This window comes from Myxococcus sp. RHSTA-1-4 (assembly GCF_020037125.1).
GTDB lineage: Bacteria > Myxococcota > Myxococcia > Myxococcales > Myxococcaceae > Myxococcus.
Genome location: NZ_JAIQDG010000003.1, coordinates 433,365 through 446,606, shown reverse-complemented (window position 1 = coordinate 446,606; position 13,242 = coordinate 433,365). Strand labels below are relative to the sequence as shown.

At 72.6% G+C, this 13,242-nt stretch carries 10 protein-coding genes; 1 reads left to right on the top strand and 9 read right to left on the bottom strand.

The window, feature by feature from the left end; translation table 11 throughout:
- From K8638_RS07630 to K8638_RS07590, 9 genes are all read right to left on the bottom strand, one after another.
- Positions 1 to 233: hypothetical protein (locus K8638_RS07630; RefSeq protein WP_223753763.1), on the bottom strand; the 233-nt coding region annotated here is incomplete at its 3' end.
- Between the two features lie 25 nt (positions 234 to 258).
- Positions 259 to 1,212, bottom strand: coding sequence for a cytochrome c peroxidase (locus K8638_RS07625; RefSeq protein WP_223753762.1), 954 nt, complete (start codon positions 1,210 to 1,212; stop codon positions 259 to 261).
- Positions 1,213 to 1,573: 361 nt separating this feature from the next.
- Entirely contained in the window at positions 1,574 to 2,224 is a 651-nt protein-coding gene (locus tag K8638_RS07620) for a hypothetical protein (RefSeq protein WP_223753761.1), read from the bottom strand.
- Between the two features lie 97 nt (positions 2,225 to 2,321).
- Positions 2,322 to 3,887 carry a caspase family protein gene (locus tag K8638_RS07615; RefSeq protein ID WP_223753760.1) on the bottom strand — a complete coding sequence of 522 codons (1,566 nt, stop codon included), beginning with the start codon at positions 3,885 to 3,887 and terminating at the stop codon, positions 2,322 to 2,324.
- Positions 3,884 to 4,603, bottom strand: a complete 720-nt coding sequence (locus K8638_RS07610) for a zf-HC2 domain-containing protein (protein ID WP_223753759.1) — start codon at positions 4,601 to 4,603, stop codon at positions 3,884 to 3,886. The genes K8638_RS07615 and K8638_RS07610 overlap by 4 nt, the downstream gene beginning before the upstream one ends.
- Entirely contained in the window at positions 4,593 to 5,108 is a 516-nt protein-coding gene (locus tag K8638_RS07605) for an RNA polymerase sigma factor (protein WP_223753758.1), read from the bottom strand. The genes K8638_RS07610 and K8638_RS07605 overlap by 11 nt, the downstream gene beginning before the upstream one ends.
- A gap of 136 nt (positions 5,109 to 5,244) precedes the next feature.
- Positions 5,245 to 5,559, bottom strand: a complete 315-nt coding sequence (locus tag K8638_RS07600) for a hypothetical protein (protein WP_223753757.1) — start codon at positions 5,557 to 5,559, stop codon at positions 5,245 to 5,247.
- 209 nt (positions 5,560 to 5,768) lie between these two features.
- The gene (locus K8638_RS07595) at positions 5,769 to 6,686 is read right to left on the bottom strand and encodes a CHAP domain-containing protein (protein WP_223753756.1); all 918 of its coding nucleotides are present in this window, start codon (positions 6,684 to 6,686) and stop codon (positions 5,769 to 5,771) included.
- 75 nt (positions 6,687 to 6,761) lie between these two features.
- On the bottom strand, positions 6,762 to 12,446 hold the full coding sequence (locus K8638_RS07590) for a hypothetical protein (protein WP_223753755.1): 5,685 nt from the start codon (positions 12,444 to 12,446) through the stop codon (positions 6,762 to 6,764).
- A gap of 203 nt (positions 12,447 to 12,649) precedes the next feature.
- Between K8638_RS07590 and K8638_RS07585 the strand changes: the two genes are divergently transcribed.
- Complete coding sequence (locus tag K8638_RS07585) at positions 12,650 to 13,165, top strand: GNAT family N-acetyltransferase (protein WP_223753754.1); 516 nt, start codon at positions 12,650 to 12,652, stop codon at positions 13,163 to 13,165.
- The last annotated feature ends 77 nt before the right edge of the window (positions 13,166 to 13,242 follow it).

The following is a 13,242-nucleotide window of genomic DNA, read 5'->3' as shown; positions in this document are numbered from 1 at the left end:
TCATAGACGTACTGGGCACTGCCCCCCATGCCGTCGTAGACGGCCACCAACCGGCGGGCCTCGTCATAGGCATAGTGGACGGGAGGCCCGGCGTCGGCCGAGCCCGTGGCCTGGGCCACCGTGCCCGTCCGGGATTCCTGAGCAGGGGGACTCTCACCACCGCAGGCGGCGAGAAGGAGGGCACACCAGAGCGCGCGCAGGCCCTGGAGGCGCCTCGAAGAGAAGCGCTTCACGAGGAACTCCTTGTTGTCAGCAGGGTTAAGGGAGGGAAGAGGCCGCGGCCGGCCTGCCCGAAGGCAGCACCGGACTCGTCAGCGCCTGGAGGAACTCGACGAGGTCGGCCCGCTCGGCGGGCGTCAGGTCACCTACCCGAAGCCCCTCACTGGTCCGGTAGTACAGCTCGCGCTCGACGGCTTGGGCCAGCGTGGCCACGCTGCCGTCGTGCATGTAGGGGGCCGTCACGGCCACGTTGCGAAGAGAAGGCGTGCGGAAGCGGCCGACATCCGCCGTCCGCAGCGTCACCGTGTAGCGGCCCAGCGCGGCCACCTCCACGCGCGCCGGCACCGCGGCCCGCCGTGCTTCCGGCGCCATGCGAGAGACCTCCCGCGCCGCGGCCGCCAGGCGGGGAGCGAGCTCCGGGAGCACCTCTCCCGCGTGGTACGCGCCGTCCGTCAGGGCGTCCCCCTCCAGCCGGTGGCAACGGGCACAGGCCGCGCGTCCACTGAACAGGGCCAGGCCCCGGCGCTGAGCCGGAGTGAGGGCCCCGGCATCTCCCGCCCGGTAGCGCTCGAAGGCGGAGGGCGCCGGGGCAAGGGTGCGGACGTAGTCCGCAAGTGCTTGCGCCAGCGTCCTCTCCGTCACGCCTTCGCCAGGGAAGACGCGTGCAAAGCCAGACGCGTGCCGGGCTCGCACCGACGCGAGGACCGCTGGCATATCTTCAATGCCATGCTCCTCGGGCGTGGTGAGTGGGTCGAGCACCAGCTCCTCCAAAGAGCCACGCCGCCCATCCCAGAACAGCTCCCGGGTACTGCCCGCGCCAATCAGACTCGGCGCATTGCGGGTTCCCACCCGGCCATACACGCCGGGTGTCACGGGCAGACTGTCCGCGAAGGCCGCTTCGGGCCGGTGACAGGTGGCGCAGGCCACCGTCCCATCGGCACTCAAGCGGGTATCGAAGAAGAGCGCCTCGCCCAGGACAGCGGAGGCGCGCACGTCAGGGAGGGAGCCTCGCTCCTCGGCCACGGCCAGTGCCGGCACGAGGAGCGCAATGCCAGCCCACACCACGGCCCGGAACATAGGCCGCGCACGGGCAGACGCCCCTCCATTGTCCTGGACGGACCACGTCCATGCCTCCACCTGTAACTGCTCCTGCCGGCCCGCCAGTTGTCTGACTGTCTTCCACAGTGAACAAGCAACCACACAACGTCAAGTCTTTTTCTGGCCGCCAGACAACCGTCACGGGTTGCAGCAGAAAAACGCCGTCACCGAAGAAACAAACAACCCGTCCAGCCCCCTGGGTTCGTATCAGGAATAAACGAGAGCCAGCCGGACCACGAGCCGGACGCTCAGCTCCTCAGTGATAGTTGATGCAGGACGTCGCGCTCTCGTCGCCCGGGTCCGCGACGGTGACGGGCTCGTCGGGAACGATTCGCAGGTCATCGAAAGTCGAATCCGTCCCCACGCAGACGCCGCGCGCCAGGTTGAAGCCCTGCTTCAGGTCATCCACGTTGACGATGCGCCCCCACTCGCGCAGTGACGCCTTGAGCGCCTCGGTGAGCTCGGGCACGAAGATGACCACGTGGTTGCGCGCCATGCCGCGCAGGGTGCCCCAGTCGAATTCCTGCTCGTCAGGCATTCCATCCCCGTCCAGGTCCTCGAAGATGTAGAGGTAGGCGAACCCGATGAGGCCGGGCCGGAAGTCATTGAGCACGCCGGGGTCCGGGTCTTCGACCACGCGCAGCTCGTAGTCGAACGGGGGGTTCCTGCTGGTCAGCTCCACGCTCTGGTAGCTGATGATGTCTCCCTCGCGCGCCCAGTTGTCCCAGGCCAGGGTGACGCGTGTCGTCCCCTTCCGCTCGGCGGGCGCCAGCGACTTCACCTCACCCTGCACCACGTAGCGGGCCTCGCCCCCGTACGAGCCGTCCCGCAGCGCCTCACCACAACCCGCGGTGCTCCCGAGCGCGAGCGCCAGGAACAGGGACTCCACGAAACGCTTCAGCTTCATGACGGCACTCCATCCAGGTCAGGCGCGCGGACCGCCCGGCCACCGCCGCGCACCGGGTACGCGGAAGAGACCCGCGACCCACGCGCCACGGACAGGCTCACCAGCGCAGCCCCGTGCCGGCCGCGAGCATCGGCGTCACCGGGGTCCGCACCTCCTCACGCCCCAGCGTCGACAAGACCCGTACCCTCGACGCGCGCACGCCAGCCTCCGCTCCCACGAAGAAGCCACGCGGCAGGTGCAGGTCCGCGCGCAGCAACGTGTCCAGCTGCGGCACCACCTGCCAGTTCCTCGGCGCGGTGCGCCCGAAGAAGCGCTGGTCCACGTACGTGGCCCCCACCCGGACGCCTCCGGACAGGGAGAACAGCCCCACGTCGAACACCTTGCGCGCCCCCGCCCGCACGGCGGCGGACGTGAGCCGCCGCTCGAACCGGTCCTGCATGAAGCCCACCCGAGCCAGCTCCACCTGCGCATCCAACGTCAGCGCGGACGTGTCCAGCGACACCTGCACCGCGCCGGCCGGTGAGAAGGGGTAGCCCTCCAGCAGGCTCGCGGCTCCACCGCCCCACCCGCTCAGCGTCCACGTGGACCGCCCGCCGCCCCCCTTGCGCACGAGCTGGTCCAGCTCCACCACGCTCCACGACACGTGCGACAGCGCCAGCGGCTTGCCCTCCTCGGCCACCACGCGTGCCTCGCGCAGCCGGTCCGGCAGGCGGTGCTGGACGAAGTACGCCCCGGGCACCAGCCGCGCGGTGCGCGCCTCCTGGGAGATGCCGGCCTCCAGCACCACCGGGCCATCACGCCCGCCCTGCCGGAAGAAGTACTGCCCCGCGTCCTCCAGCCGCACCGCCGCCAGCCCCTGGCTACGGCCCGGCCGCGTGAGCACCAGCTCCGAGCGCCCCTTCAGCTCATACAGGTACGTGGGGTGCTGCACGCCGCCCACCGTGGCCACGGTACTCGCCACCGTCCGGTCCGCGGCGTACTGGTACGCCTCCCCGAGGCTGACGAGCCCATCCGAGCTGGTGTCCGCCACGCCGCGCAGGGCCGCCACCAGGTGGTGCGTGAAGAAGGAGCCCTGCAGCGTGTCCGACTCCTGCGCGCTCTCGCCCGCCGCGGACGAGGAGAGGATGGCGAAGCCCTCCGGCAGCCCGTGCGACTCCACGTCCGGAGGCAGCGCGAAGGGCGCCGTCAGCTTCGTCCCCTTCACACGCGTGGCCTGCCCGGAGCGGCACGCATCCACCACCAGCAGCCGCGCCGCCGCGGCCGAGCCGGAGGTGAGGTTGCGCAGCTCCTCCCACGGCAGCAGCGTACCGCCCAGGTGCAGAGACTCCGCGTCCGCATGGCCCGAGTAGAAGACGAGCAGCACGCTGGAGCGGTCGTGCGCCACCTCCTCGCGGATGCGCGCGTTCATCCGCGCCAGCGCGGTGCGCATCCGGTCCGCGCTCGGGTCGGTGAGGACGGTGACGTTCTCCTGCGGGAAGTCCCCCAGGGTGACGAGCACCTCGCGCAGCCGCTCCGCGTCGCGTCCCGCGAAGTACAGCCGGGGCTCGTCCGCGTTACCCTTGTGCGCGCCCACCAGCAGCGCGTAGCGCGCCTGGCTCGCCTCGGAGGCCGCGGGCGCCACGGCCAGCCATGCGCCCAGCGCCAGCGCGGCCAGCCGGCTCACGGCGTTCCAGCCATGCCCCAGTCGTAGACGCGCGCGCGGCAGACCTCCTCCGCTGGCACGCCGCGCGGCGGCTTCTCCGCGCACGTCAGCAGCCGCATCCGCGTGCGCCCCTCCGGCGTGACGGTGATGCCCATCGGCAGCCAGCCCCCCTGGGGCGCGTGCCCCTCGAAGTACGGGGTCCATTGTCCTTCCTCGTCTCCCTGGAGGATGAGCCACGCGGCCGGCTCCGCGCCTCGCACGCGAAGGCGCAGCCGGTCTCCCGCCCGGAGCCCCACGAGCTCCTCCGCGGGGATGCCGTTGACCACGAGCGCCCCCTCGCGCGCAACCGCCACGTCCAGCGACGCGCTGCCCTTCCACCGCTCTCCCGAAGGCTTCACGCCGGAGACGGGATGCACCGCGAGGAACACCCCCACCGCCAGCGCCGGGACAGCCGCGAAGGCGGGCACCCACCTCCACGGAAACCACCCCGGCGGGGCCGGACGAGAGGGCGGCGCGGCCGCCGAGAGCAGCGGCTCGGGCACCTGCTCGCAGGCCGCGGCGCGTGCCTGGGCGTGCTCCGCATCCACCCTGCGCCGGCAGTGCTCACACGCGGAGAGGTGCGCCTCGGCGGGCGCGCGCTCCTCGGGGGGCAGCAGCCCGAGCACCACTTGTGAGACACGCCACCCGGACAGGCAGTCCGCGGACACCTTCGACCTGGGGAACGGCTCAGCCACCATGGCCTGCTTCCTTTCTCCGGACGCCTTGCAGCATGTGCTCGGCGTGGGCTCGGAACTTCGCCAGCCGGCGGCCCACGGTGCGGCGCGGGAGGCCGAGCAGCCCGGCAATCTCCTCGTGCTCCATGCCGTGGATGAAGTAGCAGGCGGCGATCTGCGCCTGCTCCGGGTCTGCCTCGGCCAGCACCTTGCGCAGCGCCAGCCCGTCCTCCGGGGAGTGGGGACTGTGTGGCTCCGCGTCCGGCAGGTGTGCCTCCTGCAGGCCCTTGCGGCGCCGCGCGTCGCGCAGCCGGTTGAGGGCGAGATTGGTGCTCGTGCGGTAGAGGAACGCCGCGGTGTCCTGTTCGCCGCCGCTGCGCTCCCGGTGCTGCAGGAAGCGGATGAAGGCCTCCTGCGCCACGTCCTCGGCGGCGGAGGGCTCGCCCAGGATGCGCAGCGCGCAGCCGCGCACCATCGCCACGTGGCGCCGGTAGAGCGAGGAGAGGTCGACCTGGGGAGTGGGAGTCATGACACCGCCCCCTGGAGACACCCGGGCGCGAATCCGCGGACACCCGCTGAAAGAAACAGCGCGCCCCGCCCCGGGCCATGTGGGGCGGCGTGGGAACACCTACCCCATCAGCGGACGCCGGGGCGGACGTGACACGTCAGTCGTCGTGCTTCGCGTGGCCCTTCTTCTTCCCGCGTCCCCGGCCATGGCCGTGGCCGTGGTCGTCGTCATCCCAGTCGTCGTCATCGTCCCAGTCGTCGCGACGGGCCTTCACCTTCTCGTCCACCTTGAGGAGCCTGCGGGAGTACGCGTCGAACTCCAGGTGCAGCTTGCCCCGGGCGCCGGGAGCAAAGGCGTGGAACTTCACCTTCCACACGTCATTGCCGGTGCGGTGGGCTTCCTTGAGCTTGCACTCGTATCGGCGCGCGCGGCACTCGCCGAAGCCCCGGTCCACGGCCTCCTCATAGGACATGGCCGACGGGCGCGAGGGAGGCGGAGGCGGGGGCGGAGGACGAGGCTGCGGCCGGGGCGCCGGGCGAGGCAGGGGCCGCGTGTGAACGACGCAGCCAGGGGCAAGCAGCAGACCACCAAGAAGCAGCAGGGCGATTCGCATGCCGCCTATGACGCCCCAGCGCCGGCTGTCTTCAAAGCCACGCCGCGTATGGGCACCGCGCTGGAAAGTTACAGCCCCTCAGGGGAAGCGAACGCGGCGAACAGCTCTCCGGCAAGGTAGGCGCGGGTACCCTTGGCGGCGGGGCGGATGTAGTCGTTGAGGACAGGCCCCCCCTGACCGAGCTGGTGCTTCGTGGGCGCCGACAGGTTGAGCCGCCCACGCGCCACGCCCTTGCCGCCCCGGTGGATGAAGGTGACGGTACCGTCGGCGTCCACGCTCTCGACGACGCCGATGTGGGTCATCCCGTCGTTGCGGCGGCCATCGCGGTTGCGGTCATACGTCTCGCGGAAGAAGACGAGGTCTCCCGGACGCGGGGGCTGGTGGTGCACGGTGCCCACGGCGAGCGCGCGGCGGAAGATGGCGGAGACCGCGTTCTCCCCGGCGAGGAAGCCGTGGGCCACCAGGTCGATGCCCGCGGCGAGATACGCGAGGCGCACGAAGCCGGAGCAATCATTGGGCACGCCGCGGCCGAGCTTGCGCGCACCGACCAACTCGATGGAGCGCTTGACGATGGAGCGCCCCAGCTCCGTCGGCGTGAGCAGCTCATCCCAGAAGCGCCCCGAGGTGCTGGCGGGCCCCGTCACCATGACCGCGGCCTGCAAGGCGGCGGCAAACACACCCGCCGGCACCAGCCGCACCTTCTCCTCCCGCGCGGCCTCCGCCGACGGAGCCTTCACGGCCTCCGGAGCCGGCACGGAAGGAGCCGGCGCGGCGCCCTCCACCGGAACCGGTCCCTCCTCCACCACCGTCACCGTGCCTGGCTGCCCTGCCTCGGAGTGCGACCCGGCAGGCACCACCCCCTGCCCACCCGGGGCCGCCACCGTGGACTCCGTCGCCACCGGAGGCTCCGCGGCGCGGGTCTTCACGGTGGCACAGCCGGCGAGAGCACACAGGGGGATGGCGGCGAACAGGCGAAGGCGAAGCAACAGCAATCCTCCGGGGGGATGATTGGGGCCGCATTCAATCCCACGTCCAGGGCGGGCCGCCAAGAACTCTCCGTCTCACCCCTCCCAGGTGGAGAGCAGGGCTCGCACCCGCGCGTACTTCTGGAGCAGGGCCGCGCGGTAGGCGCTGAGCATGACCATGGAGCCGATGACGAGCAGCCCCAGCATGAACAGCGACGCGGCGGCGATGCGGTGGTCCCTCATGCCGAAGCGCACGAGGTTGGCGGCGATGCACGTCACCAGGAACGCGGTGCCCAGGTACACGTAGGAGCGAATGCGCAGCGCGATGCCGAAGCCCACGCCCACCACGCAGAGCAGGACGCACAGGAGCATGGAGGCGCCGTCGCTGAACATGAGCGGCTTCCACGCGCCGGCCACGTAGATGGCGGTGACGGCCACGGCGCGCAGCCGCGCGTAGGTGGCCTCCTCGATGGAGGCGCGGAACACGCGCAGCAGCGCGAGCAGCGAGAGGCCCGCGGGGATGACGTAGTACTGCGGCTCGCCCGCGCCCGTGCCCTGCCACACCAGCAGCAGCGCCGCGTTGAAGGCCACCACCGAGGCCAGGGATGCCGTGCCCCGGCGCGCCGGATGCGTCCCCAGCGCGGCGAAGTGCGCGGCATGGCCCACCAGCAGGGCGGCCACGTAGAGCGGCTCGCCCCACGGCGCGGAGAGCAGACCGGCCAGCGGGAAGAGGAACGCGCCCACCAGCGCGGGACGGCGGAAGGCCTCCAGCCCCGAGCCCTCGCGCTGCACGAAGAAATACAACCCGGTGAAGAGCGCGCCACCCACCAGGGCCGCGAGGCTGTCCGCCGCGTCCGGGTGCGCGCCCATGCCCAGCATGCGCACGGACAGGTAGCCCAGCGCGAGCACGCCCTGCGCGAGGAAGGCGGAACGCTCATCCCCCGCCACGGCGGCGCGGCGCACCAGCGCGAAGAGCAGCACCGCCAGCGCCACGGACGCGACGAGCGACTCGCGCAGCGCGTCCCCATGGGCGCCCAGGAGCGACAGGCCCAGCAGCACCTCGGCGAGCGCGACGGCGGTGAAGGCGTGCCCCACGCCCCGGCGCAGCTTCTCCCCCGCCACGAAGAGCGCCAGCGCGGCGAGCAGCGCGCTCGCGGCGCCGAAGTACGGGAGGATGAACTCCGAGCCCCGGCCGGACGAGTACACCGCCCCCAGGTGCATGAGCCACCCGTGCACGGCGGCGAGCGAGGCCAGCCAGCCCACCACCTCGCGCCCGCGGCGCCGCAGCACCACCGTCCACGCGGCCCCCAGGCCGAAGAGGATGCACAGCGGTGTCCCCGCGTGCTCCAGGTCGCGCAGGCCCATCAGTGAAAGCAGCGCCAGCACCCAGCCGCCGTGGTGCAGCGCCGCGCCCACGCGCACGCCGCGCGCGTCCAGCGCCATGCCCACGAGACACAGCACCAGGCCCGTCCCGCTGACCACCGCGGGCGCCCACAGCGGCGGCACCGCGGCGATGAGCGACACCCCCAGCAGCACGGTGGCCACGTTGGCCATCCACCGCTCGCGCGTCACCATCAGGACGACGGACGTCACTCCGGCGCCCACCGCCACCGGCAGCGCCAGCGAGCCCACGCCCGAGTCCAGCAACCGTCCCACCAGCAGCAGGCCGAGCGCGCCAGCGCCGCCGGCCCACAGCGGCTCGCTCCAGGTACCCTCGAGACCCGGCAGCACGCGCGCGAAGCCGGCGGTGAGCGCGCGCTGCACGCGGCCGGACTGGCACGCGGCGGAGAGCAACGCCGCGCCGAGCGCCACGGCGATGATGGGCAACCCCGCCTCGGGCCGCCACTCCAGGAAGTCCTTCGTCCCGTCCAGGCCCACGGGCGCCAGGGCCAGGGCCCACACGGCGGGGGTGAGCAGCCAGCGCCTCGACAGCAGGAACGCCGCGGCGGCCAGCACGCCGGCCAGGCCGGCGAGGCGCACGGGCTCGGGCGAGTCCAGCACGGGCAGCGCGGCCAGGGCCAGCGCCGAGACGACGGACGCGAGCCGCAGGTGCGTGTCCGGCGGGCAGCGGAAGAAGGCCCACAGCGCCGTGGGCCGGTGGTGCTCGGCCAGGGCCAGCGCCAGCAGCAGGGCGGTGACGGCGGGCCGCGCCTCGGGCACGAAGAGGAGCAGCAGCGCGGAGCCGCAGACGCGCAGGAACGGGCGCGGCCCGGGCATCAGCGCCAGCGAGGCCGCGAGGAAGTACATGGGCACGGGCGCCCGCCACACCGCCATCATCAGCAGCGGCGCCACCATCGCGAGCGCTCCCTGCATCCACAGGGACAGCTCGTGCCGGTGCTTCTCCTCCCGCGAGCGCAGCAGCAGCGAAGCCACGGCCGGGAAGTGCTCCACGGCGCGCACCACAACCAGGGCCACCAGCGGCAGCGCATTCACCCAGGCCGGCGGCTTCCCGCCCACCATGGCGATGCCTACCAGGGTGTAGGGCACCATGAGGGCGGCGAAGAAGGGTTTGCGGTTGGCGCGCGTCCACAGCAGCGGCAGCGTCACCGTGCCCGCGACGAGCAGCGGCAGGCCCGCGTCGTCCCAATCCGCCACCGCCATGCCCAGCGCGATGGCGGCGGACAGCGTGGCGACCAGGGCGAAGCGCTGACCTCCCGCGCCGGTGCGCAGCACGGCGGGCACCTCCTCCAGCACGGCCAGGATGCTCAGCACGGCGGCCAGGCCCAGGAGCGCCACGGGGCCGGCGATGGAGAGGCCCGCTGCTGCATACAGCGCGGAGGCACCGACACTGAGGCCCGCGGGCAGAGCGCGCGCGGTGAGCAGGGCCGCCAGCGCCACGCCCAGCATGAGGACGACCTGCTTCTCCGGGCCGTCGGCCGCGACGCCAATCAGCGGGAAGACCAGCGCCACGAAGCCCGCGGTGGTGGTACTCGCACTCTGCCCCCAGCGCGCGGCGGCGAGCGACGCCCCCAGCGACCAGAGGACGAACAGCGCCACGGACAGGGATGGCGACATCCACCCGCCCCACGGCGAGTAGCCCCCCTGGAAGTCGGGCAGCAGCGCGAGCGCCGCGATGAGCACCGCCAGCGGCCGCACGATGCGGAACGTGCGCGACGTCACGGCGACGGAGGCCGCGGCGGTGAGAATCACCAACCCCAGGCCCGGCACCTTGGAAGCGACACCCCAAGGCAGCGCCATCAGCGCATAGACGATGCCGGACACACCGAGCATCCGCGCCAGCCCCCCGCGCTGTCCCAGCAGCGCGAGCCCGAGCGCCACGGCGGCGAGGGCGGGCGCCACCGCGTCCGAAGACACGAGGCCCGCCAGCCGGGGCACGGCCGCCGCCGCGAGGAAGGCGGCGTACGCCATGGCCGCCGGACTCTGGAGAGCCCAGGCCGCGACGAGCGCGGCGGCACCGCAGAGCGCCATGCCCGTGACGGCCAGCGCGCCCCCCGTGCCGAAGAGGCCCATGAGGAAGCCCGCGGTGGACAGCACACCCACGGACGACGCGAGCAGCCTGCACGTGCGCGGCGTGCACAGCAGGCACACGCCGGCGAGCAGCAGGCCCAGCACGCCGGACACGACGGACGCGGCCGGGGCGCCCAGCACGGCCATGGCATGGAAGGGCAGGAACATCACCAGCCCCGCGCCCACGACGGTCAGGTAGAAGCGCTCCACCAGCAGGCCCACCACCAGGCACACCACGGCCAGGCCGAGCGAGCTCCAGAAGGCCGGACGCGCATCGGGGCCGGCCATTCCGTAGAAGGCGAACAGGGGACTGGCGACAGCGGTGGCGCGCAGCAGCACCTCCGCGAAGGCGGTGTCACGCGTGTTGCCCCTGTGCTCACCGCGCCACAGGCGGGACACCGCGAGCGCGGCGCCCGCGGTGACGAAGGGCAGCGCGGACAGGGCGCCGTACTGGAGCGGCAGCGCGTCGGCGACGGGATAACCGAGGCTCGCCTTGAGCCCGTCGATGAAGCGCCTCACCACTCCGGGGACGAGCTGCGAGCTGGAGGCATAGGAGAAGTACGCACCGGCGTAGGCGCCGTACACCCAGGGCAGGCGGGCCACGCCACCGCGCGCCAGCGTCACCATCGTCCAGGTGATGACGGCGGCGGTGAAGAAGAGGGCAGGCGCGGGGGCGGTGGCGGCGGTGATGAGACAGACCACCTGGAGGGACGCCACGCCGAGCGCGAGCGTGTCGGTGCCGCGCTCCGGCGGCAGCGTGCGGAAGCGCAGGGCGGTGACGAGCAGGAAGGCGACGAACGGAGCGTAGGTGCCCGGCGCGGGCTCCAGGTCCACGCCCACCAGCGCCACGTGCAGGCGCACCGAGTAGAGGGCGAGCAGGTAGAGCGGCGCGGCCACGGCGAAGACGAGCGCGGTGCCCTTGCGAGGCTCGGCCGTGGGACGGGTGGAGAGCACGAAGAACAAGGCGCACGGCAGGACGTTGAGCCACGGCGCGAGGCCACCGAGCTTCGCGGCGAGCGGCGCGAGCCCCATCATCAACGTGCTCGCGGCGAGGGCGGCCTGTACGAAGGGGCGCGAGGGAGCGTCGAAGGCGTCCGCCGGCTTGCGGACGAGGAAGGCCGCGAGCGCGGACCAACCGAGCAGCGCCGGGATGAGCAGCACCGGACCGACGCCGCCGAACTGGAGTGTCTCTCCCAGGTCCAGGGGTCCGAGCGCGATGCCCGCGAGCGGAGCGACGGCCGCGCCGATGAGGCCGAGGATGTTGCCGGGATTGCGCAGCGCCTCGCGCCGCGCGAGGAACGCGCCCCAGATGGAGAAGCCGGCGGCATAACCCGCCGTCATGCCGAAGACGGTGAGCGAGCGGAGGTTGGAGGACATCCCCGCCCAGCTCTCGAAGACGAAGTAGAGGGTGCCGGAGAGGATGAGGAAGGCACCGACGAACCACATGATGCTCTCGTAGAGGAACGGCCTCCACACCCGGTTCCAGGTGGAGGTCTCCTCGACGAGGCGCGCGGTGAGGCTCCGCGGCGCGGGAGGCTCGGCGTATGGCTCCGCGGGATTCTCGGGCAGCGGCAGCTCGGTCCACGGCGGGCCGGGCTCGCTCGACGCACCGTCGTGAGCCGCTCCTTCCCGGGCACCACGAGCCCCCGTGCCAGTACGGGCATCACCCGCCTGCGCGGTATCCGCGGCGTGAGCAGCAGCCGCATGCGCGGCGGAGTCCCCCGTGCCATCCGTCTCCGCGCCTGCCTGCGCTGCAACGGCATGCGCCGGAACCGTCTCCCGGGTGTCGCCCTCCGCCTGTGCCCGTTCGGTGGCAACGGCCTCCGCCGGAACATCGGCTCCGCCACTCTCGACCGCTCGCGCGCTAGCGGCTTCCGCCGCGACCTCGGCGCTCCGCGCGGAGGCAACGGCCTCCACCTGCTCGGGAGCCACCGCCTGCGCCGGAGCCACCTCCGCCCCGAGCGACTCGGGCACGCCCTCCCCCGCCGCCGTCACCGGCCCCAGCGCCACCGCGGACTCACCCGTCACCGACGGCGCCCGGGCCTCGGAGCCCTGTCCCGTGGCCTCCGCTGGCGTCTCCGCGAGCACGGAGAGGAGGATGCGGGCCTGGCGCTCGTACCGCTCGGAGATGAACCGCGCGACGTTGCGCGGCACCTCGGAGGTGTCCCAGCGCTTCAGTTCGTCGAGAAGGAAGTGGACATGCGCGAGCTCCGCTTCCACGGCCGCGCGGGGCCGCACGGTCATCGCCGTGCCACACAGCGCGCAGCCGCGCGCATTACCGAGCCGTTCCTGCCGGCATTCAGGGCAGTACATGTCGCCCCCTCGTTACAACGGACATGCCACCCAGGATGCCCCGGAATCCCAACGGTAGGAAACCATCCTCCCCGGGAACACGGCCCCCAGGTGCATCGCACCGGTGTCACCTGTGCACCCGGCTGCACACCCGGTGCGAGGCCAGGAACGCACCCGGAATCCCCCTGGCCCCGCGGCGCGGGCTGTGGAACGTTGCTGCTCCCATGAGCACGAGCATGGAAGACCCGGTCATCCGTCCCATCGAGCCTCGGGACGACGCGGCGGTGGAGGCCATCATCCGCAGGGTGATGCCGGAGTTCGGCGCGGACGGCCCCGGCTTCGCCATTCACGACCCCGAGGTATCGGCGATGAGCGCGACATACTCGCGGCCCAGGCACGGCTACTTCGTCGTGGAGCGGGCGGGCCGGGTCATCGGCGGTGGTGGAATCGCGCCGCTGGAGGGCGGGGCCCCGGACGTGTGCGAGCTGCGAAAGATGTACTTCCTCCCCGAGGCCCGGGGCCTGGGGCTGGGCGAGCGGCTGCTCCGCCACTGCCTGGACTTCGCGCGGCAGGCGGGCTTCCGGCTCTGCTACCTGGAGACGCTGGCGGGGATGAAGCAGGCGCAGAAGCTCTACCGGCGACTGGGCTTCGCGCCGCTCTGCGCCCCCATGGGGAAGACGGGGCACTTCGGCTGCGACAACTGGTACGCGCTGGACCTGACGAAGCCGGCCGCCCCGTAGGCGTCGCTTCCCTGCCCTCCCGGCGGCCCCGGGAGCAAGCCCGGGCCGTGCAGCGCCGCCGTCCCCATCCTTCCGGG